The following is a 25,100-nucleotide window of genomic DNA, read 5'->3' as shown; positions in this document are numbered from 1 at the left end:
GGCTAATTCACTTCTGTGCTCCAGTGCACCGATCAATAAACACCTAGTCGGTTCAGGATACCGTTCGAATGCTATTGCAGTAGCTTGCGTATTTTTTGAATGGTGTCTTCTGACATTTCGTCAATATAGAAGATTGGAATGCACGCGGTGCGTACATGGTTCGCTATCTGATGATCCAGGTCTGCGAAAAGGTCAGCAGAGGCTTTTTGACTGCCGGCGATGATAAGGTCAGGTTTTATATCCTTGGCCATTTCAAGGCACTCGTTTGCAGAGTCGGCGGTGATGATGTTGCCCAGCAGTTTGAGGTGTTGGGTCAGTGCTGCCAGTTTAACTTCGCTTGGATCTACAATCAGTAATGTCTTGTGTGCCTGGTTGCTGCTATTGACCTGGTGTCGGCCATTATTCTTAGCCAGGTATAGGTTTTTATCGGCAACCGAAATAAGCGCGTCTAAAGAATAGCGGTCGTCTTTCGAGGCTTCATCAACGCCGATGCTGAGCGTGATGTGGTCCGCCACAGAAGACAACTTGTGGGGAATATTGAGGTTGTCAACGGCTTTCAAAATTCCTTCGGCGATGTCGGTAGCACCTTTCAGGTCAGTGTCCGGCAGCAATATAATAAATTCCTCACCACCGTACCGGCCCACCAGATCGCAATCCCTATTAACATTGTTGCTTAGCGCAAGGGCGAGGGTTCTCAGGCATTCGTCACCTTGTTGGTGGCCGTAGTGATCGTTATATTGTTTGAAAAAATCAACATCTATCAGCAGCATTGCGCAACCTTTTCCGAAACGTCGGGTGTCGTGTAGGCACTGTTCCGCTTTTTCGGTGAACGTTCTGCGATTTAGCAAATGGGTTAGTCCATCGAGCTGGCTGCGTTCTGAAAGTTCATCGTTGAGTCGTCTTAGCTGCTGATGCATCTCGGCAATGCGCTGCATCGACGTTAACTTCGCTTTGAGGAGGTTGTGACTGACGGGCTTAACCAGGTAGTCATCGCCACCGGCCTCAATGCCAGCCAGCACTTTGTCGTCACTGTTATGGCTTGTGGAATAAATAATAGGAACCCAGCGATCGCCCAATGCTTCACGCATAAGGCTGGTGGTTTCGAAACCATCGAGCCCGGGCATTTCAACATCCATGATGACCAGGTCGAAGTCACAGCTGCCGATTAGCTGGAGCGCTTCTACACCAGACTTAGCAAAAAGCGGTCTGTGGTTTAGTTCGGTCACCAGCTTACTCATGTGGGCTCGGAGGGTTGCGCTGTCCTCAACAATAAGAATGTTCATTAGGTCGCTGTCTTGCTTTTAAGTGTACTAATTATAGTGCTTATTTTAAGAATGTTTCATAAATTCATCAATTTACGCGCATCTTTCGGAATATCGCTGAGCTATTTTGTTCGTCGGTGGCGAGAGCCGTGTGACGGCATTTCGAACGGGAACAGGGCTTCCGGTCTCAATTACCGGCGTAGCCTAGCTTTGACACTTCGTCAGCCCATTTTGACCTCGACCGGGCGGTAGAGTTTATGATGGGGCCTATCATTTTACTTTTTACTGAACGGAAACCAACGAATTTGAGCGTGGTTGTTTTCAACTGTCTGGTGGCTGGAGCACCTTGAATCAGAAAGTAATACCAAGGTGGCGTATCCATCATCATCACAATTCTAGCGGTTTTCCCTTTCAATAATTTTCTGGGTATGGGGTTGCCTTTTTCATATTGAAATGCAAAACCGGGCAGGAATGCCCGATCTATCAGACCTTTTAATTTTGCGGGCAACGAACCCCACCAGACGGGGGTGAAAATTGCCAAGTGTTCACACCACTCAATGTCCGCCTGAAAAGATTGTAGCGCGTCTTCCAGAGCGTGAGATTCCGTAAATCCGCCTGCGAGATTCAGGTCAAACTCCAGGTCTGATATTTGTATCAATCGAGCTTGGTTTTGTTGTTGGGCAGCGCTTGTATACTTCGCGGCTAAGTAGTTTGTATAGCTGTCTTTTTTTGGATTGGCTGCTAACACCAAAATACGTTTGCTCATCACATTCTCCCGTTTGCAAGTAGGAGATGCAGTATAAAGTCTCCCCGATAAGGGAGAGTCAAGCATTTGGCTGGCAGTCTATCTGAGCGTAACACCTATCGAGATGGTCTATTTTTTTCTCAATATCGGTAATTTGATTTACGAGCTGAACTCTAATCTGCGCTAGAAACAATTTAATGTTTGCCCAGTCCAGTTGACCGTCATGGTGAGCGATGAGCGCTTTCAGTTGAGACAGGGTGATACCAATTTCTTTGGCTTCTTTGATGAGTTTTAAGGCCTCTATATCGGTCTCTTGATAGACCCGGTAGCGCCCCAGCCTTTCCGGTCGACGGATCAGCCCTCTCTCTTCATAAAACCGGATAGCCTTAATAGACAAGCCGGTTTTTTTTGATATTTCGCCGATGTACATTATCAAGTGCCTCTGTATTTCACGGCCAGGACTTTAAAAATGAATCAGTACGTGAAGCTGCTTTTGATGATTGTAAATACACGGCAGCAATCCTTTCCGACTAATAAGTGAAAAAAAGCGATAGCTATATATTGTCGCGGACGAACTGTTCTACATTGAAGTGTTGTTTGTTTTTACCGAATCTTTCTTGCAGTGAGTAGGCCATGTTTTCCAATGGTGCGTTATCGTAACCAAAACTTAGTATTTCTTGGGTGTAGCGTGTAATGAACCCCTGAATACCCAGTTCTTTCCATTGAAGCACGTGCACCAATTCGTGAAAGTGCAGGTCCACATCTTCCGCCGCATGTTTCGCCACATAGTAGGTGTCATGATAGGTTACACCGCGGACTTTCATATCGATAAAGTCACCCAGACCAAGGTCCCTAAGCTGCGGGAAGTCGGGTTTCGGGATGTCATCAGTAACGACAAAATATGCACTATCAAGAAGTTGGGGTGAGTAAAAACCGTTGAAACAATCGTGCAAGACAGAACAACTTTGTCGTTCTTGTCTATGGTTCGAATTCACCTGAAAAATCCATTTTTCAATTTGGTCAATCACAAATTTTTCCTACTAGACTGAGAACATAAAACCGATGGGGTAGTCGGCGTTACGACACCGAGCGGGTAGCTTTAGAGTGGTCCCCTTACTTGCTCACGCCGCCTTTTACGGCGAGCGGCAACCGTCGCGCATAGATCTGTAACGTCTCATCTAATGCCCCATTAAGCGCACTAAAAAATTTCTTGCCTGACCCGCTGTCCGCGAATTGGAGAAACTCCTGCAAGGTTGAGTCTGGTAAGGGCTCAAGCAGCACCGCCTGCTGTAGTAAAAGCTGCTCGGCAAACTGGCCACGCATTTTTTGCTTGCTGTTTCCGAACGCGTCGCGCAGCTGATCGAAACTCTGAGCATTGTCCGGAGATATCATATTAGATAGTGCGGTCATAAACGCGGCCTGGATATTGACCATGGTTTCGAGGGCGATGTCCGTCGACTGGGTCGAGCTGGCGATGGCCTCAAGCAATGATTGGCGCTGATCGCTGATATCCGGAGTCGGGTTGGTCATCGCTTTGGCGACCTTTTCCATCATGTCGGGTTTTAACATGGCTTTGTGTGCATTAACGATGGTCTGACCATTTTCACTTTGATACCACTTGAGTGCGTCCAGCATGGTGGGCACATCCAGTCGGGTCACCAGTTCATTTGACAGCGTGTCGATCATCTCGTCGGGTACAAAGACGTTCTGCATGGACTGCATTAATGGTTGAATAAAACTCGCGGCGGGGCCTGCCTGTTGGCGGCCTGCCTGTATCAATGCGGCGGGGATCTGGTTGATTTGCACTTCGATGCCGGAGGCGGTGATGAGTTTTTCAGCCTGTTTCAACGAATCCGGATTCACTTTGATTTGTTCGGAGGGCGCGGCCGAAAGGGACATGACAAAAAGAGGCTGAATGATCCCGATTACCAGAATGCCCAGGCTCCACCAGCGCCAGGATGACGTTGAGAGTCTGGTTGATGTGCTGATTTTCAATGCTGCTTCCCCTTAGTTTCCGTTTTTGGTGCCGGCTAAGACTTCCTGCTCCAATGCCCAAAGCCGGTCCTGCCCCCATAACACCAGGTTGCCGTATTTGAATGCCGGTACACCCCACAGGCCAATGCGGGTTATTTCTTCCTGGTGTCTTTCAGCGGGTTTGTGCCAGTCAGTGCTTTCCAGCACAGCAGAGGCTTGCTCCCAATCCAACTCGACCCGCTCTACCATTTTTCTAAGATGGGTCATGTTATTGATGTCCAACCCCTCGGACCAGATACCGCTCAGCACCGACACGATGAACTCCTGTTCCAGGCTATGCTGCTGCGCGAAGTGAAACAATGCCATGGCGTTATCAATACCGTCTCCGAGGGGGTCACAGATTTTGCCGAAAGGCATGTGGTTTTTCTCTGCTTCGCGTTTGGCGTCGGCAACCATGTAGTTGCGTTTGGCTTTAGGCAGGGGAATACCGCGGGTGACCATGGGCATAATCGGCTTGGATAGCACGGGTATCTTGTATAGCTCCGCCAGTTTGAACACTCTGTCTGCCGCCAGATAAGAATAAGGGCTGCGGAATGAGAAGTAAAAATCCAGGGTTTTTACTTGTTTCGGGCGCGGGCGCAAGGTGTTATAACTTTGCAGGACATGACGGTATTGTCTTTGATAATCGGCGATATCGCCCGTTTGACGTCGAATTCCAGGCTTGTCCAGGCGGGCTGCCAGGTGCCCCAGCCGGTCTAGTCCTGGGTACCACTCGCCCCCGTAATAGAGTGTGCCGGATTGATAGTGGCCTCTGGCGACCAGCTCGGCTGTATTTTGTTCAAGTAGGGAGCGGGCTTCGGATTCTTTCATCGCCCCGTAACGCTTGGTTGCACTTTGGAATGTTGTGGTGCTGGCACCCCAAAGTGCGCCGGTCACTTCGGTAACCAAGTGCAGCAGTTTGGGCCGCTTCTGATGCTTTAGTAATATGGCCGAGGCGATCAGTGCGTCTTCATAGTCCGGCTGTTCCGATGCTTCAGGGAACATCAGCTCGTGGAATCTGGCCAAGCGCTCGGCGTCTTTCAGGGCGTAGATCGCGTGCAGTTCCGGGTGTGGATTAGCGTCTTCCGGCAGATCCAGGATAATGCGGATGCTCAGCTTGACCTTAAAGTCCTCTAGGAAGCGGGGCAGCGCCTGTAGCAACAGAAACGAATAGGGGTCATCCACCCGGTGATAAAATACCACGGTGTTGAGGGTGGGGATGATCCGGCGCTTAAGTTCGAACCAGCCTCGACGTAGGTTCCTCATTTTGGGGCTGGTGGCCATTTGTGTAAGTAATGGCTTCAACAGTCTTGTCAGCGTCATAGTCCTGTTTGGAATTCCCCCAATTGCATCCGGCTGCGATTTTAAGTTTGAGCATGATTACGTTCTTTATTATAGATGCCTGTTAGCGGACAGGTGTTTTCTTTGCAGCCAGATGTTTCAAAAATACCTTTGAATTACGTTGGAAATTGTACAGCGATTGCCTGTGCTGTGGCAGCTCGGCTACCGTTGCTGCTGCAAACCCACGCTCTACAAACCAGTGGGCCGTGCGGGTTGTGAGCACAAACAGTGAGTTAAGACCGCGAGTCAAGGCCCTTTGTTCAATGGTTTTTAGTAGCGTGTCGCCGCGATCACCGTGTCGGTATTCGGGGTGGACAACCACACAGGCCAGTTCGCCGGCCTGTTCATCCGGAAAGGGATACAGGGCGGCGCAGGCGATGACCTTGCCGTCCCGCTCGATTAGAGTGAAGTGTTCTATCTCGGTCTCCAGAAGTTCTCGGGACCGGCGTACCAGAATGCCTTGTTGCTCTATTGGTTCAATCAGTTCCAGTACGCTGGCGACATCGTCGATGGTTGCGGCACGAACCTTTTCATAATTCTCCCGCGCCAGCATCGTGCCCTTGCCATCCACGGTAAACAGTTCTTGCAGTAGCGCACCGTCCTCTTCATAGCTGATAATATGGGCTCGGTTAATGCCGGCGGTTACTGTATCTCGGGCGCTGATCAGACTGTAGTGCGGTTGTTCAAAGTCGTTAATCAGTTCACTGGCCTGGGGAACAGTAAGTTCACGTATGAGTTCACCATCGGTGCTTAGAATGCCCTCCTGTTCGCTCAAATAGAGAATCTTGTCGGCTTTTAGTGCGATGGCGGTTGCAGCGGCCACTTCTTCCCACAGCAGATTGAAAACCTCTCCGGTAGGCGAAAACCCGATCGGAGAAAGTAACACCAGATCACCGTCGTCCAGTTGCTGATGAATGGCGGTGTGGTTAATTTTTCGTACTTCACCGCTGAGCTGATAATCCACGCCGTTGCGTACCCCATAAGGTTTGGCTGCAACATAGTTGCCTGTCGCGACCAGTTGCTTGCCAGGGTGGATATGGGCAGCAGCCATACCCTGGGCCAGATGACATTGGATCTGAATACTGGTGCGGCCGATGGCTTCCAAAGCGGCAGGCATGGCCGCCAGGTCGGTGACCCGGCGGTGGTATTCAATACGGATTGGCAGGCCGCTTTCTTCCAGGCGTTGATCTATTTGGGGGCGGGCCCCATGTACCAGCACGATACGGATTCCGAGGCTGTGCAACAGCACAATATCCTGAATAAAATGCAGAAAGTTCGTGTGCGCGACGGCTTCGCCGGGAAAGGCGATTACAAAGGTCTTACCACGATGGGCATTGATATAAGGTGTGCTGTGGCGAAACCAGTTTACATACGCCTGTGTGTCAGAAGTCATCTACTATTCCCCGAAATGGTTACCCCGCTATTATCCCTGGTGAATCAGTCGTCTGTCAGCAGTTTTGTATTTCCGCCCACAGCGGCGGTGTTGACGGAAATGGTTTTTTCGTTGGCTAAGCGTAGCAGATAATGGGGGCCGCCGGCTTTCGGTCCGGTGCCTGAAAGATCCTGGCCACCGAAAGGTTGTGACCCCACCGTGGCTCCGATCATGTTGCGATTAATGTATATGTTGCCGACCTGAGCGCGGCGGGCAACGGTTTCACAAAATTGATTGATGCGGCTGTGCACGCCTAATGTAAGGCCGAATCCGGTCTGGTTGATCTGGTCGATGATCTGGTCGATTTCCTCTGCCTTGAAGCTGATTACGTGCAACACCGGGCCAAAAACTTCTTCGTAGAGTTCGTTAATATCCTCCAGCTCGATGATGGTGGGTGGTACGAAGTGTCCTTTGCTCTCGGGTATCGTGCCTTGGTACAGAACCCGCCCCTGTTGTTTGAAACGTTCAATGTGCATCAGCAGGTCAGAGCAGGATTTAGCATCGATCACCGGTCCTATATCGGTTTCCCAATCCAGGGGGTCGCCCAATTGATAGGTATCCAGATAGCCGGTGAGCGTTTCCAGTGTTTTCTCTTTAACGTCTTCCTGAATAAAGAGAATCCGCAACGCCGAGCATCGCTGACCGGCGCTATCAAACGCCGATTGCACGATGTCGCGGGTGACTTGTTCGGTCAGAGCGGAGCTGTCTACGATCATCGCATTCTGTCCGCCGGTTTCCGCAATGACGGGAATAATGGGGCCGTCCCGTTCGGCTATTTTGCGGTTGATTTGTCGCGCGGCCAAGGAGGAGCCGGTAAACATCACGGCGCGTAATGCGGACTCATTCAGAATGGTGCTTTCTACGGTTTTGGCTTTGGCCGTTAGTACTTGCACCACTTGTTGCGGAAAGCCGGCTTTATGGAACAGTTCAATGGCTTTGCTGGCGATCAAGGGCGTGAACGTAGACGGTTTGGCAATCACGGTATTGCCTGCCGCCAACGCAGCGGAGACCTGCCCGGTGAAAATGGCCAGTGGAAAGTTCCACGGGCTGATGCAAAGTACCGGACCTTTGCCTTCCAGGTGCAGGCTGTTTTCTTCACCGGTGACCCCAGGTAAGCTGGTGGGCTCAAATAATTGCCGTGCCTGATTGGCATAATAGCGTAGAAAATCCACGGCTTCGCGTACTTCCGACAAGGCGTTGTTCAGGGTTTTACCCGCTTCGCGCATGGCGATCAGAATGAGCTCTTCGTAACTTTCCTCATACAGCTTGGCGGTGGTTTCCAGCAATGTCGCGCGATCTTCTACATCAGAAAAACGCCAGGTTTTCCACGCTTCTCGGCTGGCGTCGAATGCGTGGTGACAATCGTGGCGCTTGGCCAGCCAGTAATACCCGACAATATCATCCGGGTCAGCCGGATTGTAAATCGCCTGCGAGCGTTCGTCATCCGGCTCCGGGTTGACTACAGTCGCGCTTAGCATGACTTTCATTTTTTTGCTGAGAATCTGCAGTGTGTTTATGCTTTCCAGGTTGAGGCCAAGCGAGTTTTTGCGTTGCGTGCCAAAGATACGTCGGGGGAGGGGGATTTTCGGATTGCGGAAGCGCTCGACTGCTTGAATGTTGGATCCGGGCTCTTCAATCATCCAGGTGCCGTCGCTTTGCGCCAGCTGAATTTGTCGCACGAACGAGGTGTTTGCGCCGTTTTCTAATAAGCGCCTTACCAGATAGGGCAACAGCTCCTGAAAGCGGCCAACCGGGGCGTAGATGCGGCAGTTAATATCATCGTAATTTTCGATCAGGTGGTCATAGAGAGACTCGCCCATACCATGCAAGCGCTGAAACTCAAAATTGCGAACGCTTTTTGCTTCCGCCATGGTCAGAATGCTGGCGACGCTATGCGCATTGTGGGTGGCGAATTGGGGAAATAAAAAATGCCGACTCTGCAATAATGTTTGTGCGCAATGTAAATAGCTCAGATCGGTGTGGTCTTTTTGTGTGAACACCGGATATTCCGCCAGGCCCAGTTGTTGCGCCTGTTTGATTTCTGTATCCCAGTAGGCGCCTTTTACCAGGCGCAAGGGTATTTGGCAGTGCAAGGATTTGCTGATATCCATCAACCACTGAATGACGGCGGGAGCGCGTTTTTGATAGGCCTGTACTGCGAGTCCTAATTTACCCCATTGGCGAATTTTATTGTGGCTCACTGCGCGGGCAAACAGCATCAGGCTGGGTTCCAGGCGCCAGGACTCTTCCGCGTCGATGGTGATCGCAATGTCTTTTTCCTGCGCCAGGAGCAATAGCTCCATCAGATTGCTGTAAGCCTGATCCAGCGCTTTCTCTTTTTTCAATTCCAGGCGCGGATGCAGCGCGGATAATTTGATGGAAACGCTGCCGTGCTCCTTGCGCCCAGGCAGGTTTTTACTGAGGTAGACGATGGCATGCTCATAGGCTGCTTTAAATCGCTGTACGTCCGCCTGCGTCATGGCGGCTTCGCCCAGCATATCGTAGGCGTGGTAATAGCCTTTTTCCGATTCAGCCTGACCGCGATGCAATGCGTCTTCGATGGATTCGCCAGCTACAAACTGCTGGCCGATCACCATCATTGCCTGACGTACGGCACTGAGTGCCAGTGGTTCACCGAGGCGGCGGAATACGCTTTTAAACGAGTCGGTGAGCCAATTGCCACCCAGTTGTTCCTTGCCGAGAATTTTCCCGGTTACCAATAAGCCCCAGGTGGAGGCATTGACCCAGCGGGCGTCGCTGTGGCCCAGGTGTTCGGCCCAGTTGCCCTGACGTAAACGGTCCTGCAAAAAACGTTCAGCGGTTTCCTGGTCCGGTATCCGTAACAGGGCTTCGGCCAGGCACATCAGAGTGATGCCTTCTTTGTTGTCGAGGCCGTATTCTTTGAGCAGGGTTTCAACCCGGATTCCTGGTTTGGTGCTTCGGATAGCGCTTAGAAAGTCGGTGGCATAGGCACGTATTTTTTCCCGCTCAGCGTATTCCTGATGATAGCCCGCCAGCAACTCTTGCACGGCGTCTTCTTCGCTGCGCAAATATCCGGTGAGTATGTTATCCGGGAGCGGAAACTCCAACCCCATGGATGAGGGGGCTTTACAGCGCGCCACAATTCACTCCTGTTGAATTCACTTAATTCATTTTGGCACAGGTTGCGCCGGGATGTGAGATTTCTTTGTGGGCCGCATTGCGCGGCTTGCTGTGGTCGAATCAGGAAGCCGCTCGCTGCCCGCTGCCAGCCGGTTCCGTATCCTGATCACCGAATATTTTCAGCAAAATGACCGGCAGTAAAATAAGGTCAACCAGTACTGCGCAAATAATAGTGATGATCGTGATTAAACCCAGATCCTGGTTGGGGACGAAATCAGAGAATAATAGCGAGGTAAACGTAATCGCCATCATGGCAGTGGTAAGAATCATGGCAACCCCTACGGTATCCATAGCGTATTCCACGCTGCGGTAATTATTCAGCTTTAACTGTTCACGACCGTATTTGTATTTCGCCAGGAAATGAATGGTATCGTCCACCACAATACCCAGGGTTATGGTGATGCCCACCGACATGCCGAAACCGATTTTGCCACTGATCACGCCCCATAGCCCGAATGCCATTGCAGCCGGGAACAGATTCGGAATCATACTGGTTAGGCCCAGCGACCAGGAGCGGAACATAAAGATCAGCAGAAACGAAATAAACACCAGTGCTACCACAAACCCTTTGGAAAGATTATTCACATTGGTGAATTGCATATGTGCGAAAGCGAGATTACCACTGCCGATCACGGCACTGTCGGTATCGAATTCGTGAAGCTGCAACCATAGTTTCAGTTGCGCTTCCAGATTGATTAACTCTTTATCTGAAAGCTGATCGTAGATCACAATGACGCGACTTTCAGAGCGGTCGAAATTCACCAGGTTATTCAGATCCTGGCCGAAAGGCAATGACATCTCATACATCAATAGGTATTGCGACGCCAGTTCCCGCGAGTCGGGAATGGTGTACCAGTCGGGGTCGTCCTGGTGCATGTTCCGGTTTAGGGTTTTCATGACCTCAAGCAGAGAGGTGGCTGAACGGAAGTTAGGGGATTGCTGCAGCTTATTTTGCAGATCCTCCAGCAGGGCCAGATATTCCGGATCGTAGATACCGCCTTTGCTGGTGGCAGGCAGGCTAAGGTTCACGACGACCGAGCCGCTGATACGCTCAATCAGAAAATCCATATTACGTCGGATTTCCAGATTGTCATCAAAGAACTCCACGAAATTATCATCCAGTCGATTGAGAGGCACCAGGGAACCCAGCAGCACCATAACGGCAACGAAGCCGGCGATGATTTTGTTGGCGTGGGGTTGATAGAAGCGGATCAGTCCACCCATCGGCGGGAACACGGTGACCCCGGACGCTTTACTGGGAAGATAATAGACCAGCGCCGGCAAAAAGCTGATGGACGCCAGCATGGCATAAAGAATGCCGATACCGGCAGCCGTCCCCATATGAGCAAAGGGTGGCGATTCACTGAAGTTGAGGGCGAAAAAACTGATCGCAGTGGTGAGACTGGTGAATATGATGGGGGAAAAATTGACCTCGATGCTTTTGATCAGCGCCTGCTTTTTATCAAGCCCCTGAGCCAGTCCCTGGGCATAGTTCACCATCACATGAATGCAATCCGCCATCGCCAGTATCACAATGATGGCCGGTGTATTAGCCAGGATAGGGGATACCTTGACACCACTCCAAAGTACTGCGCCCATCCCCGCCAGAATCGATACCAGGGCGGTTGCGATGCAGGCCAGATTGCCCATCAGGTCACGCAACACAAAGGTCAGAAACAGGAACACCAGCACCAGCGCAATCGGAAAAATAGTACGGCCATCGGTCTCGACAATTTCCGGCAGAGTCACTTCCACCGCCACCTGGCCAGCTATGCGGAAATGAACGTCAGGGTATTGGGCTCGGATTGCTTTAATGTGTTCTTTGACGTAGTCCACGACTTCGACCGCGGCTTGGCCTTCTTTGTCCTGTGGCAAGTTGAGAGCCACCACCACCAGAGCAATGTCGCCCGCCGGGGTGATCAGGTAGTCCTTGACGCCGACTTTACCGGTCGCGTATTGCCGGCGTTCAGCCAGATCCTGGTCGGACAACGTACTTTCGTCGCTGACCAGGTATTCCACCATCAGCTCATCCCCGTCGACCCGGGTATACAAGTGGTTGCTCAGGGATTCCACCCGTTGTGAATAGGGTATTTGCCAGCCGAATTCGGTTAACGCCTGAATTGCCCGCAGGGTGTTACGGGTGAAGACATCCTTGGCAGAGGGCTCGACGATCACCATGATGTTCTTGTCGCTGGCGTATTCGTTTTCCAGCTTGATCAGGTCGTTGAGATGCTGATCGGTGGATTTAAAAAAGTCGCGCTGATTGGCGGAGAATTCCGCATCTTTAGCGCCGGCCCCCAGAATGACGGCCACCAGAACCACCAGAAAAATATTGGCTTTGGGGAAATTCATGACCAGTTCGGCCCATCGCTTGGCTAACACATCGCGTTCCTTACTGCAGGTGAAAAGCGGATCTCGCAACTGGAACCCGGGGGTTCTGAGATTCAGCTAATACTATACACTTTGTATTGCGCCGGGTAGCGCGAGAAGGATCATATAAACGGGAATTTTTGTCATTTCCGACAATTAAAAGATGGGCCGTCCCAAGGTGGCCGCTGCCGCCATGGCCCGCCTGGTTTCAGCCGTGTTCCGCCTTGGTCTTGCGCTCCAGCTTATCCATCAACGCCATGCACAGCGCCGATACCACAAATCCCATATGCAGGATCAGAAGCCACATCACTTTGGTCTCATCAGAGGCGTTTCCGGCCGGGTTGAACTCCATATAGGCTTTCAGGAGGTGAATGGCCGATATTGCGACGATCGAAGCAGATAGCTTCAGCTTGAGCGAACCTGCGTCCATTTTTCCGAGCCAGGTTAATTTCTCCGTGCCTTCGTCAATGTCGATCTTAGAGACAAAATTTTCGTAGCCGGAGAACATCACCATGACTACCAGGCTGCCGACCAGCGTCAGGTCCACCATGGTGAGGATTTTCAGAATCAGGGTTTGTTCGGGCATTTCCAGCAATTTGGGGACGATATGGATGAATTCCTGGAAAAATTTGAAGGCCAGCACCAGCAATAGCAAGCTCAAACCCAGGTAAACCGGTGCCAATATCCAACGGCTGGCGTACAGCGCTTTTTCGATCAGTGATTCCATGGTGAACTACTTCCGCTACAACAGTTTGATGGGCGCAACGATACCCGATTTTTATGGTTTGGTCACGGATATGGAATCCGTAATTGGTTCAGGTAAGCTGTTGAGTCTACAATTGTTCAAAGACGCCATAACTTTCAGTTTTTCACTCCATTTATCCGCAGCGGGAAGAATCCAGTACAGTGACCAGCATAGGTAAAGGCAAAGCCAGTTTTCTGCAGCCCAACATCCGTATCGACGCACGCTGGGTGCTGGACGGGCTTACGGAAGACGGCCGCATCAGTGAGCGGGATATGAACTTTGTATCTGGGCAGCGCCGCGACAAGAGTGAGCTGAACTGGAACCCTTTGCAGTTCGTCGCCAAATTCAACCTGGATGACCAGCAAAACGAGAACAAGAAGCTCGATTTGGATAGGTTAACCGAATGGCTGAGCAAACGTTGCAACCAACCTGTCTATTACATAGATCCGTTGAAAGTCGATGTCACCACGACCACCTCGGTTATGTCCTACAACTTTGCTGAGCGACATGAAATTCTGGCGGTAGCGGTAGACGACGAAACGGTCACGATTGCCAGCGGACAACCTTATTGTAATGATTGGGAACAGGGGCTGGAACAAACATTAAAAGGCAAGCGCATTAAGCGGGTGGTAGCGAATCCGGCTGACCTGAAGCGCTTTACCCTGGAATTTTATAATCTGGCGCGGTCGGTAAAAGGGGCCAGCGGCGGCAAAGGGCCCTCCAACGTCACCAATTTTGAACAGCTACTGCATTTGGGGGAGCTGTCTTCACCCGATGCCAACGATCAGCACATCGTGAAAATCGTGGATTGGCTGTTGCAATACGCATTTGATCAGCGCGCCAGTGATATTCATCTGGAGCCGCGCCGAACTACCGGTAATATTCGATTTCGCATTGATGGCGTTCTGCACGACGTATATGAGCTGCCTGCGGCCGTTATGGCAGCCGTGACCAGTCGCATTAAAATACTGGGGCGGATGGATGTTGCGGAAAAGCGGCGACCACAGGACGGACGATTAAAAACCAAAAGTATGGAAGGTGAAGAAGTGGAGCTGCGCTTATCCACCTTACCCACGGCTTTTGGCGAAAAAATGGTGATGCGGATTTTTGATCCGGAAGTGCTGGTGCGTTCTGCAGAACAGATGGGGTTGACCGATGACGATTACGCCCGATGGCATAATATGATAAGTCAGCCCAACGGCATTGTTCTGGTGACGGGCCCTACCGGGTCGGGTAAAACCACGACCTTGTACTCCTCCCTGAAGCAGCTGGCCACCCGGGAAGTGAACGTGTGCACCATTGAAGACCCGATTGAAATGGTGGAGCCGTCATTTAATCAGATGCAGGTGATGGATAATGTTGACCTGAGCTTTGCTGACGGGGTGAAGGCATTATTACGTCAAGATCCCGACATCATCATGGTGGGGGAGATTCGTGACCTGGAAACGGCGAATATGGCAATCCAGGCGGCGTTAACCGGGCATTTGGTGATCTCTACCTTGCACACCAATGATGCGCCTTCGGCGGTGGTGCGGTTAACGGATCTGGGGGTGCCGCCCTATATGATTGCGGCCACCATGCTGGGCGTTATGGCGCAGCGCTTAGTGCGAACGCTGTGCCCCCATTGCAAGCGGGATACACAGGTAGACCCAGATGTATGGGAAAGCCTGATCAACCCGTGGAAAGGCAAGCAGCCGGAGACAATCAAAGCGCCTGTTGGCTGTCTTGAATGCCGTAAAACCGGTTATATGGGGCGTATGGGTATTTACGAAGTGATGCCTTTGTCGCAGGAGCTGAAGGACATGATCAGCCACTCTGCGGACCTGTCTGAAATCCGCAAGCAGGCAATGAAAGAGGGCATGCGGACTTTGCGACTGAGTGGTGCCCAAAAGGTTGCAGCAGGCCACACTACCCCTGAAGAAGTTCTTAGGGTCGCGCCTGCCCTAACCAATTTATCCTGATTCACCGTTATTGGCTTTTGTGCCGCATCCCAAAATTGCCTTACTTAGATTCCCTTAAGCAGTAAACGCTTGCTAGAATGGGACCTCCCAATGTGACAGACGCCAAATCAGGACGAGAATCTAGCGGTTGGATCTGCCTCCAAGCCATGTTCTGAATCGTTGGCCGGATCTAAAGCGTGCCGTAGTCTGCAATAAAAATAAGAAGTGATTGAAATGAGCAGTTTTTTGTCGGCGTTTTCACCGATTGGTAATTTAAAGCAATTGTTTGTAAGGCCCAATGAGCACTTTGCAGTACTGGACGGGTTTCGTGCCCTATCCATGCTAATGATTCTCGTGTTTCATACTTTTGCTATTTACGCTTTCCAGAGCCCGCATGTGGAAATGATTGATCTGATTGAGGAGAGCACTTGGTCGGCCTGGGCATGGAACAGCGATAAAGGCGTAGACATTTTTTTTGTCATCAGTGGCTTTTTGATTACCGGAATTTTGTTAAGGCAACTGGATAAAACCGGCGGTATACGTTTCGGTAATTTTTATCTGCGACGCTTCATGCGGTTAAGTCCCGCTTATTGGGTTTTGATCGCGTTGTACGTGGCTTACGGTTTGCCCAATGTGCAAAACATCTGGGCCAACCTGCTCTATGTGAATAATTTTCTTCCCTACGACGATCAGGCCATGAACTGGACCTGGTCGCTGGCCATTGAAGAACAGTTTTATCTGATTTATCCGGTCTTGTTGCTGATTTTGGTTCGGTATACCACCCGGCCTCTGTTCTGGTTATGGGTTTTACTGGCGGCGTCCTGCTTGATCCGCTTTGCCATCATCATTTCAGATGAGCAGCTGCGAACTTTACCCGGTAGTCGTATTGTGATGGATGAGGCCTATCATGCGTATCATTTCAGTGTGCTCTACGATAATTTGTATACCCGGTTTGGTGCTCTTTTATGCGGTTGCATCGCGGCATTTTATTATTATCATCACGAGCAGGCGCTGCGGCGCTTTCTGAATTCGGGATGGGGAAAAGTGTTTGAATTCACCAGCTTTGCTTGCGTCATTTTACTTATGTGGCTGCCGGTGCTGGGCAGGCAATTCGACGATCAGCAGACGCTGATGATTTTCTACCAAACGTTTAGCCGCAACGTTTTCAGTGCCTCCATCGCCTACTTGGCGTTGGTCTGTATCGAGCACGGTTATCTGAGCCGGTTTCTGAATTTAATCTTTTCCAACCGTCTTTGGTATCCCATTGCACAACTCTCTTATTCAATGTATCTGTTGCATGTTTTTCCGATTGTTATATTGGTCCAGTTGGGTATGCAGGCCATGGATAAATACCCTGAACGCTACGATTACACCCATTGGCAGGCCATGAGTTTGATCTGTCTGTACAGCACCGTGATTACGATCATGGGCGCCCTGGTTATTTATCTGTTGGTTGAAAAACCCCTCATGAACTTACGTAAATAGTGAATATTATGGGCGCAAACAACACCGGCCAAGAACCGCAAAGTAAGACCATATGGTGGGCTCTGGTATTAGGCATGTTATTGGCGTTGCCCTGCTTGTGGGTGGGGCTGCAGCTGGACGATTATTTCCATTGGGGGTTGGTAACCCAGCGCAGCCAGGTGTTGCAAACGCTCAGTCCGGCCAGCCCGTATGGGCTGTTCAGTTTTCTCGACGGCGATCCGGCGCGGGTCGTGGACATGATGAATCTTGGCTTGGTGCCCTGGTGGACGTATCCGCAGGTGGAATACGCGTTTTGGCGCCCCCTGACTGAATTAACCCACGGTCTGGATTACTCATTGTGGCCACAGACGCCGATGTTGATGCATCTGCAAAGCCTGATCTATTTCGGCATCATGTTGTGGCTGTGTTTTCAATTATTCAAAAAAATACAGGGCGAGACCTCAGCCTGGTTATGGGCTTCGTTCCTATTTGCATTATCCTATTCCCACGGTGTGCCGGCGGGCTGGTTAGCAAACCGGAATTCGGTTTTGGCGGTGATATTCGTGATACTGGCGATCGCATCCCATCATCGATGGCGGGAGTACGATCAGTCTGCAATAAGTTTACGTTCCTGTTTGTTGTTGGTGTTGGGTTTGCTGTGTGGCGAGATGGCGGTTACCGCCGGGGCCTATTTGCTTTCTTATGCGCTGTTCTACGACAAAGGTGATTGGCGCTCGCGCTTTTATTCACTGGTTCCTTATGCGGTGGTCGGGTTGGCCTGGCTAAGTATCCGCGCGATTCTGGGGTATGGTGCCAGCGGTTCAGGCCATTATCTTGACCCATTGAGTACGCCGATTCTGTTTTTGGAGATGCTGACCCAACGGGTTCTGGTGTTGGTGGGCGGTTTGTTTTTGGTGGTGCCGCCTGAGCTGGGGTCTGCTTTACCCGCCTATCGGATTTGGGTCTATCTGGCATTGTTCTTGTTAGTAATCTGGGTCGCGTGGCCGTTATTGAAGTCTGACCGGCGGGCCCGGTTCTGGTTGTGTGGTTCGTTGTTGTGTTTGATCCCGGTCGCCAGCACGGTGCCACATTCGCGTCTGTTAATTGCTGCCAGCGTTGGTGCTGCCGGCTTTCTCGGTTTATTGTTTGTCGCTTGGCGTAACGGGAAGTTGCGCCGTAGCGGATTGGCCGGAGCGGCCACCGGGATTGTGGCGGTATTGCTGATGGTGTTGAACCTGGGGCTGTCGTCGCTGTTATTACCATTGGAAATCGTTTCTATGCGTCTGATGGGGGACAATTTTTTGAATAACGGAGCGGTGTCCTGGAACCTGCAGGATCTGCCCCAAGGTGCGACACCGATACTGATAAATCCGCCGCTTTCCAGTGCGGGTGGTTATATTAACGGTATCCGCTTATACGAAGAACTACCTGTGACGGCTAAAACCTGGTTGCTGGCCTCTGGTACCCGTTCCCTGAAGGTATCTGTGTTGAACCAGCATACGCTGGATATCGAGTCGGCGGAGGGGTTGTACGACGCCCAGCAAGAAGGGGTTTTGCGTGGTCCGCAAGCGCCGTTTTCCGTTGGTGACTCGGTGCAGCTTGACGGCATGATTGTCACCGTGATGGCGGTGGATGAGGGTGTGCCGACCCAGGCCCGGTTCCAGTTTGCCAAGCCCTTAAACAGCGATCTTTACCGGTTTGCACATTGGCACGGTGGGTCGGTTGCACCGTGCCGTTTACCCGCAAAGGGCGCAGCGATCGAATTGAAAATGAATTCAGAGCAATGCGCAATGCCATAGCAGGTAGCCAGCGGTATGTTATCGTATGCGTCTTCATAACCGATGCTGAGGACTGCCATGCTTTCCGACAATCAATTTCCAGAATCAATTCAGCAATCTCTGCAAATCGCTCTTGATCGTTTCCAGGAGGCGCTCAACGAAGCGGGTTTGCAAGCCCGTTTTGATGGGCTTGACGAGAAATTAAAGCAGCAGCTCGTTACGGTTTTTCTCGCCAGTGATTATGTAGCGGATCAGTTGCAGCGTTTTCCGGATTTGCTTTTTGATTTGTCGGACAGTGGTGATTTGAACTCCCGTATCAGTGCCTCTGCGTATAACCACCGATTGCAGGGAAAGTTAAGCGCGGTTATGGACGAGCCGGCTTTGTCAGTCGTCCTGCGAGAATACCGTCGTCGCGAAATGGTGCGCATTATTTGGCGCGATGTCACCGGTCTGGCCGAGTTTGCAGAAACGGCTTCCGACCTGAGTCATCTGGCGGATGCCTGTATCGAACAAGCCTTATGCAAAATCTATCAGTTTGTTCAGCCGCAATGGGGCGCCGCCTATTTCAAAACAACGGAGCGGGTACTACCACTGGTGGTTATCGGTATGGGTAAGCTGGGTGCCGGGGAGCTGAATTTATCATCGGACATTGATCTGATTTTTGCCTATGCGCGTGACGGTGAAACCCGCGGTGGCCGGAAGTCCCTGGAGCACCGTGACTTTTTTATGCGTGTCGGGCAAAAGCTAATAAAAGCGTTAGATGAAAATACCGCACATGGGTTTGTATTCCGGGTCGATATGCGCCTGCGGCCATACGGCAGTAGCGGAGCACTGGCATTGAGTTTTCGTGCGATGGAGCGTTATTACGAAGAGCAGGGCCGCGAATGGGAACGCTACGCTATGATCAAGGCTCGCGCTATAGGGCAGGATAACGGGGACGGTGACCGGCTGTTGAAATTGCTCAAACCGTTTGTGTATCGTCGTTATGTGGATTTTGGTGTCATAGAATCTTTGCGTGAATTAAAAAAGCTGATTAATCAGGAAGTGTTACGGCGGGGCAATGAAGAAAATGTAAAAACCGGCGCGGGCGGCATCCGTGAAATTGAATTTATAGCGCAGATTTTTCAACTGATCCGCGGTGGGCAGGATGTGGATTTACAGCAGCGAAATTTGTTGCAGGTGATGGGGATAATCCGGGATCTTGAATTATTGCCCGCCAATGTAGTGCAATCCTTAAGTGAAGATTATGTGTTTTTACGTAATGTGGAACACCGAATTCAGGCCCTGCATGATCGTCAGACCCAGGTCTTGCCGGATAGTATAGAAGATCGGTTGCGCATCGCGTTGGGGCTGGGGTATCCGGATTGGGATAGTTTCTATGCCGATCTGAAAAAGGTGCGCACCCGGGTCCGCACCCATTTCGACAGCGTGATTGCCGTGCCCCAGGATCAGGATGAAGTGGAAGTGTTGGACCAGGCCGTCGCCGTCTGGGTTACCGAACAGACAGAGCAGGAAGCATCAGAGGACCTAACCGATCTGGGCTTTGATGAGCCGTTGGCGGCATTGCATTTATTGACGGAGTTTAAAAACAGTCGTTCGGTCTCCCATATGCAAGCGGTGGCTCGTGAGCGTCTGGACCGCTTGATGCCCATGTTAATTAACGCCTGCGCCCAACAGGCCTGTCCCGGCTTGACGCTGGAGCGGGTGTTGCGATTGCTGGAGTCTATTACCCGGCGTTCTGCTTATATCGCGTTATTGGCAGAAAACCCGGCTTCACTGGATCGTCTGGCGATGCTATTTGGCGCCAGCCCTTGGGTGGCCGACACCATTGCCCGTTATCCTTTGTTGCTGGACACGTTGCTCAACGAGTCCACGTTATTGTCTCCCCCGGATAAGGACACCCTGCAGCATGAGCTGAGGCAAACACTGTTGCGCATCCCCGAGGACGACCTGGAGCGGCAAATGGATGCTCTGCGCCAGTTTAAATTGGCCCATGTGCTGCGGGTGGCGGCTTCGGAATTAGCAGAAACGCTGCCCATCATGAAAGTAAGTGATTACTTAACCTGGCTGGCCGAGATCCTGCTCCAGGCCGTTATGGAGCTGGCTTGGCGGCAAATGGTGGAAAAACACGGTTGCCCGACGCGGGATAACGGGGAGCCCTGCAATCCGGATTTCATTATTGTCGGCTACGGTAAAGTGGGCGGCATCGAACTCAGCTATCAATCGGATCTGGACCTGGTTTTCGTTCATGACGGATCCAGTGAAGGGGCTACTGATGGCGAAAAGAGCATCGACAACAGTGTGTTCTTTACCCGGCTCGGGCAGCGGATTATCCACATTCTGACGTCTAAAATGGCGTCGGGGTCGCTTTACGAGACGGATATGCGCTTGCGCCCCTCTGGCAATGCGGGCTTGTTGGTCAGCTCGCTGAAAGCATTTGAGGAATACCAGAAAAAGCAGGCCTGGAACTGGGAGCACCAGGCGTTGGTTCGTTCCAGGGTCGTGGCAGGGTGCCCGCGCCTGCAGGAGAAATACAATGCGCTGCGCCTGGGGGTTCTCGCCCATCGCCGGGATGCCGTTAAACTGCAGCAGGAAGTCGTTGAAATGCGTGAGAAAATGCTTGGTCATCTCAGCACTTATAAGGATCTTGAGCTCAACGAGGCGCGATTCGGCAAGGATAATCAGTTCGACTTAAAACAGGATCCGGGCGGCATTGTCGATATTGAGTTTCTGGCCCAGTATCTGGCTTTACGCTGGACCCGTGAGCACCCGCAGATGGGGCGCTGGACGGACAACATGCGTATTCTGGACAGTGCACTGGAGCAGGGCAAGTTGAGTCAGCAGCAGGTGGCACAACTGCAGAACGCCTATCTACAATATCGTAGCCAAACCCACGTTTTGGCGCTGCAAAATAGCCGCGCCAAAGTGAGCGCCGAGCGATTTGTCGAAGAACGTCGCCAAGTACGGCAAATCTGGCGTGAAACCCTGAGCTAATATGGTATAGTTCCCCGTTTTCGGGGCCCCCAACAGGGCTCCAGTTGACAAACCTGCGAAGGAGAATTGAGTGATGTCCATGGCCGACCGTGACGGTCTGATTTGGTTTGATGGTGAAATGATCCCCTGGCGTGATGCCAAGGTCCACGTGCTGACTCACACTCTGCACTATGGCATGGGCGTTTTTGAAGGTGTCCGTGCATACGAAACCGTCAACGGCCCTGGTATTTTCCGGCTGCAGGATCACACAGACCGCTTATTCCGCTCTGCGCATATCATGAATATGAAGATCCCGTTCACCAAGGAACAGGTCAACGAAGCCCAGCTGGCGGCCGTGCGCGAAAACAACCTGCCCCATGCCTATCTTCGTCCAATGGTGTTTTACGGATCAGAAGGGATGGGTTTACGGGCCACTAACCTGAACGTACATATGATTGTTGCTGCCTGGGAGTGGCCCTCTTATATGTCACCGGAGGCCAAAGAGGTCGGCATCAAGGTGCGTACTTCTTCCTATACCCGTCATCATGTCAACATCACGATGTGTAAGGCAAAAGCCAACGGCAACTACATCAACTCCATGTTGGCACTTAACGAAGCCCTTTCCTGCGGTGCCGAAGAAGCGCTTCTACTGGATCCAGAAGGCTATGTTGCAGAAGGCAGCGGTGAGAATGTGTTCGTGGTGTATAAAGGTAAGTTATATACGCCGGAATTAACCTCCTGTCTCGACGGCATCACCCGTGACACTGTGATTACGCTGGCCCAGGAGCTGGGTTACGAAGTGATAGAAAAACGCATTACCCGCGATGAAGTCTATGTAGCGGACGAGGCGTTCTTCACGGGTACCGCCGCTGAAGTATTACCGATTCAACAGCTGGACGGTCGTATCATTGGTACCGGTAAGCGCGGCCCGATCACCCAGCAATTGCAATCGCTCTATTTTGATCATGTTATGGGAAGGGTAGACAAGCATTCTGAGTGGATCAGTTACATCTAAACAGTCCCTGACAGTCTGGCTGCTCACGGACGAAAAACCCGGCCACCGCAATCAATTGCTGGGGTTGGGTGAGCGATTGCAGGCAGTAGCCGGGGCGCAGGTCGAACTGCGCTCCTTGCAACAGATGCCCATATCCATCAGCGATTGGCTATTGAAAAGGGCGCCCGATACCGGAGGACAAACTTGCCCTGACTGGGTTATCGGTGCGGGTCACCGCACTCACCGCAGCGTGTTATTCTCGCGTCGTCTTTTTAATGCTAAATCGATTGTATTAATGAAGCCTACCCTTCCTTTGGGCTGGTTTGATGCCTGTATTATTCCCCACCACGATAACCCCCCCCAGAGAGAATCGGTGCTGGCGACCCACGGTGTCCTTAACACCATGACGCCTCGCCCCCATGGCCGCAAAGCCGATCAGGGTGTGATACTTATCGGCGGTGAAAGTGCGCATTTTACGTGGCATTCTGAGCGGGTAGTGCAGCAGGTGACCGATATTTGTATGGCACAGCCGTCCCTGCGCTGGACGCTGTCCACCTCCAGGCGCACCCCGGACGATTTCTTCCCCCTGCTGCAGCAACGCAACCTTCTTAATCTGACCTTGATGGCTGCCGACCAGACGCCGCCGGGTTGGGTGCGGGAGCAGCTTGAAAGTGCAGTGCAGGTGTGGGTGACAAGGGACAGTGTCTCCATGGTTTTTGAAAGTATAACGGCGGCTGCGCCAACGGGGTTGCTGGCGCTGCCAGCGGCGAAATCCTCGCGGGTGGTGAACAGTATGAAGGACGTGATAAAGCAGGGGTGGGCGATGGATTTCGAGCATTGGAATACTCGGCTTCCCCTGCCTGACAATAAACAAACGCTTTGGGAATCCGATCGCGCTGCCCGTTGGCTGTTGCAACGGTTCGGAGTGAGTCTATGAAAGTGTTGCAGGTATTACCGTCGTTACAAGGCGGGGGAGTTGAAGTCGGTACTTTAGAAATCGCGCGCGCGTTGGTGGCCGCGGGGCATGACTCCTGGGTGCTTTCCGCCGGCGGCGGCATGGTGGCGCGATTGCAGGAAGAAGGCTCCCGTCATGTGGAGTGGAATTTGGGTAAAAAGAGCCTGTTGAATGTGCTTCAGATACGGAAGCTCAGGCGCTGGCTTGCACAGGAAAAATTTGATCTGGTGCATGTGCGATCCCGAATGCCGGCCTGGGTAGTGTATCTAGCCTGGAAAAAGATGCCGGTGTCGAAGCGGCCGCGTTTGATGAGCAGTGTACACGGGCTGCATTCAGTCAGCCGATACAGTGCGATTATGTGCTGCGGTGAGCGGGTTATAGTGGTTTCCAAAACCGCCCGGGAGTATGTGACTTCTAACTATCCGGATGTGGACCCAAGCAAACTGCGTTTGGTGTATCGAGGCATCGATCCCGCACGTTACCCCTGGGGGTATCAGGCTACCGAAGACTGGAAGCAGAAGTGGTTTCAGCAATACCCGCAGTTGCGTGATCAGTTCGTTGTCACGTTGCCAGGGCGGATTACCCGTTTAAAAGGCCATTTGGTTCTGCTTAAGGTGGTCCGGCGGCTTCTGGATAGTGGCACCCCCGTCAAAGCCGTTATTGTGGGGGGAGATGATCCTAACCGTATGGGGTATCGCAAAGAGATCGACGAGGCTATTCAGCAGGCAGGCCTGCAAGAGGCTGTGGTTTTCACCGGCCAGCGTAGCGATATGAGGGATATTTACAGCGTATCGAATGTCGTATTGTCGTTATCAACCAAGCCGGAATCATTTGGCCGTACGGTGTTGGAGGCGTTGAGCCTGGGAGTGCCTGTGGTCGGATTCGCCCACGGTGGTGTCGGGGAAATCCTGGCGGCCTTGTATCCGGATGGCGCCGTAGCACTGGGTGATGAGGCGGGGGTGGCGGAGGCTATCACGCAACTGAAGCAGGGCAAAGCGGGAGACCTCAAACAAAATAACCTCTTCTTACTTTCGAACATGCAGCAGCAAACACTGTCGGTCTATCGAGAGTTAGTGCCATGAGCTGGGTTGCTGCGCTTTTGTTGCCAGGGGGGCTGTTGTTTCTGGCTTTTAGTTACCGCTACGCGTGGTGGATGCCGGCGATCAGTTACCGGCGACCGCGCATCTTGATGTATCACATGGTCAGCGAGCAAAAGCCGGGGCAAAAATTCAAAGGATTACGAGTGACGCCGGACCGGTTTGAGCAGCAGGTCTGCTATTTAAAACGCAATGGCTGGAACTTTGTGACCATGAGCGAATTGATGGCGTCCACCTCACACATTGAGAAGACCGTTGCGATCACCTTTGATGACGGTTATGAGGACAACTATCTAAATGCTTTTCCGATCTTGAAGAGGCACCAGGCGAAAGCCACATTGTATCTGGTCGTTGATCGTCATGACCGGGACTGGTCCGTGAATAAGAAAGCGCACCACAATAGCGGCGAGTTGGCCCGGGAAGCAAAGCTGACGGATGAGCAAATTGTCGAAATGGTTGAAAGCGGTGTCTTTGAGTTGGGGGCGCACACCCTTACGCACGTCAATTTACACAAGGCGGACAGGGAGTTGAAAACCCGGGAAATTGCGGACAGCAAAACTCAGCTGGAAACGATGTTTGGAGTAGCGGTGGACAGTTTTGCTTATCCGTTCGGGATTTACGATCAGCAGGACGTTGCCATCGCCGCCCAGTCGGGATACACCTCCAGCGTAACGACCATTGCCGGAATTGACGAGGACCTGCACGCGGACCCTCACCAATTGAAGCGCGTTAAAATCAGCGGCAAAGACAATCATCTTGCTTTTATGTTGCGCATGAAAACGGGCAAGCGGGGATACAAAAAGTAATTTCGTGTTTTTCTGGTAGAGTC

The 25,100-nt window shown here is 51.8% G+C and carries 18 protein-coding genes; 8 read left to right on the top strand and 10 right to left on the bottom strand.

Translation table 11 applies throughout. From position 1 onward, the window contains the following. Positions 1-71 precede the first annotated feature (71 nt). The 10 genes from FT643_RS06380 to FT643_RS06335 all read right to left on the bottom strand — a co-directional run bounded on the left by FT643_RS06380 (position 72) and on the right by FT643_RS06335 (position 13,052). Positions 72-1,283 carry a diguanylate cyclase gene (locus FT643_RS06380; protein WP_156870321.1) on the bottom strand — a complete coding sequence of 404 codons (1,212 nt, stop codon included), beginning with the start codon at positions 1,281-1,283 and terminating at the stop codon, positions 72-74. A 166-nt stretch (positions 1,284-1,449) separates the two neighbouring features. Next, positions 1,450-2,010, bottom strand: coding sequence for an NAD(P)H-dependent oxidoreductase (locus FT643_RS06375; RefSeq protein WP_198043361.1), 561 nt, complete (start codon positions 2,008-2,010; stop codon positions 1,450-1,452). 76 nt (positions 2,011-2,086) lie between these two features. Further along, positions 2,087-2,437: a MerR family transcriptional regulator gene (locus FT643_RS06370; RefSeq protein ID WP_156870317.1), complete on the bottom strand. Its 351-nt coding sequence runs from the start codon at positions 2,435-2,437 to the stop codon at positions 2,087-2,089. Positions 2,438-2,561: 124 nt separating this feature from the next. After that, positions 2,562-3,035 carry a hypothetical protein gene (locus FT643_RS06365; RefSeq protein ID WP_198043360.1) on the bottom strand — a complete coding sequence of 158 codons (474 nt, stop codon included), beginning with the start codon at positions 3,033-3,035 and terminating at the stop codon, positions 2,562-2,564. 85 nt (positions 3,036-3,120) lie between these two features. Beyond that, positions 3,121-4,002, bottom strand: coding sequence for a hypothetical protein (locus FT643_RS06360; RefSeq protein WP_156870315.1), 882 nt, complete (start codon positions 4,000-4,002; stop codon positions 3,121-3,123). A 12-nt stretch (positions 4,003-4,014) separates the two neighbouring features. After that, positions 4,015-5,343 carry a DsbA family protein gene (locus FT643_RS06355; protein ID WP_156870313.1) on the bottom strand — a complete coding sequence of 443 codons (1,329 nt, stop codon included), beginning with the start codon at positions 5,341-5,343 and terminating at the stop codon, positions 4,015-4,017. An 82-nt stretch (positions 5,344-5,425) separates the two neighbouring features. After that, on the bottom strand, positions 5,426-6,754 hold the full coding sequence (gene argA, locus FT643_RS06350) for an amino-acid N-acetyltransferase (RefSeq protein ID WP_156870311.1): 1,329 nt from the start codon (positions 6,752-6,754) through the stop codon (positions 5,426-5,428). A gap of 44 nt (positions 6,755-6,798) precedes the next feature. Continuing rightward, the gene (gene putA, locus FT643_RS06345; protein ID WP_156870309.1) at positions 6,799-9,915 is read right to left on the bottom strand and encodes a bifunctional proline dehydrogenase/L-glutamate gamma-semialdehyde dehydrogenase PutA; all 3,117 of its coding nucleotides are present in this window, start codon (positions 9,913-9,915) and stop codon (positions 6,799-6,801) included. A gap of 100 nt (positions 9,916-10,015) precedes the next feature. Next, a complete protein-coding gene (locus FT643_RS06340) occupies positions 10,016-12,337 on the bottom strand; it encodes an efflux RND transporter permease subunit (RefSeq protein ID WP_156870307.1) in 2,322 nt (773 codons plus the stop codon). Positions 12,338-12,533: 196 nt separating this feature from the next. Further along, on the bottom strand, positions 12,534-13,052 hold the full coding sequence (locus FT643_RS06335; protein WP_156870305.1) for a TIGR00645 family protein: 519 nt from the start codon (positions 13,050-13,052) through the stop codon (positions 12,534-12,536). Positions 13,053-13,264: 212 nt separating this feature from the next. On the opposite strand from FT643_RS06335, the gene FT643_RS06330 reads away from it, so the two are divergent. The 8 genes from FT643_RS06330 (at position 13,265) to FT643_RS06295 (ending at position 25,077) form a co-directional block, all read left to right on the top strand. After that, on the top strand, positions 13,265-15,031 hold the full coding sequence (locus FT643_RS06330; RefSeq protein WP_232339950.1) for a GspE/PulE family protein: 1,767 nt from the start codon (positions 13,265-13,267) through the stop codon (positions 15,029-15,031). Between the two features lie 213 nt (positions 15,032-15,244). Next, a complete protein-coding gene (locus FT643_RS06325) occupies positions 15,245-16,495 on the top strand; it encodes an acyltransferase family protein (protein WP_156870303.1) in 1,251 nt (416 codons plus the stop codon). Positions 16,496-16,503: 8 nt separating this feature from the next. Continuing rightward, positions 16,504-18,273 (top strand): hypothetical protein, encoded by a 1,770-nt coding sequence (locus FT643_RS06320; protein WP_156870302.1) that lies wholly within the window; start codon positions 16,504-16,506, stop codon positions 18,271-18,273. Positions 18,274-18,330: 57 nt separating this feature from the next. Further along, positions 18,331-21,246, top strand: a complete 2,916-nt coding sequence (gene glnE / locus FT643_RS06315; RefSeq protein WP_156870300.1) for a bifunctional [glutamate--ammonia ligase]-adenylyl-L-tyrosine phosphorylase/[glutamate--ammonia-ligase] adenylyltransferase — start codon at positions 18,331-18,333, stop codon at positions 21,244-21,246. Positions 21,247-21,319: 73 nt separating this feature from the next. Beyond that, positions 21,320-22,240 (top strand): branched-chain amino acid transaminase, encoded by a 921-nt coding sequence (locus FT643_RS06310; protein ID WP_156870298.1) that lies wholly within the window; start codon positions 21,320-21,322, stop codon positions 22,238-22,240. Continuing rightward, positions 22,215-23,156, top strand: coding sequence for a mitochondrial fission ELM1 family protein (locus tag FT643_RS06305; RefSeq protein ID WP_317621961.1), 942 nt, complete (start codon positions 22,215-22,217; stop codon positions 23,154-23,156). The genes FT643_RS06310 and FT643_RS06305 overlap by 26 nt, the downstream gene beginning before the upstream one ends. After that, on the top strand, positions 23,153-24,256 hold the full coding sequence (locus tag FT643_RS06300) for a glycosyltransferase family 4 protein (protein WP_156870294.1): 1,104 nt from the start codon (positions 23,153-23,155) through the stop codon (positions 24,254-24,256). The genes FT643_RS06305 and FT643_RS06300 overlap by 4 nt, the downstream gene beginning before the upstream one ends. Continuing rightward, positions 24,253-25,077, top strand: a complete 825-nt coding sequence (locus tag FT643_RS06295) for a polysaccharide deacetylase family protein (RefSeq protein ID WP_156870292.1) — start codon at positions 24,253-24,255, stop codon at positions 25,075-25,077. The genes FT643_RS06300 and FT643_RS06295 overlap by 4 nt, the downstream gene beginning before the upstream one ends. Positions 25,078-25,100: the final 23 nt, after the last annotated feature.

It is taken from the genome of Ketobacter sp. MCCC 1A13808, from assembly GCF_009746715.1.
Lineage (GTDB): Bacteria > Pseudomonadota > Gammaproteobacteria > Pseudomonadales > Ketobacteraceae > Ketobacter.
Note: the sequence above shows the minus strand (reverse complement) of the source record. Positions and strands in the feature narration are given on the sequence as shown.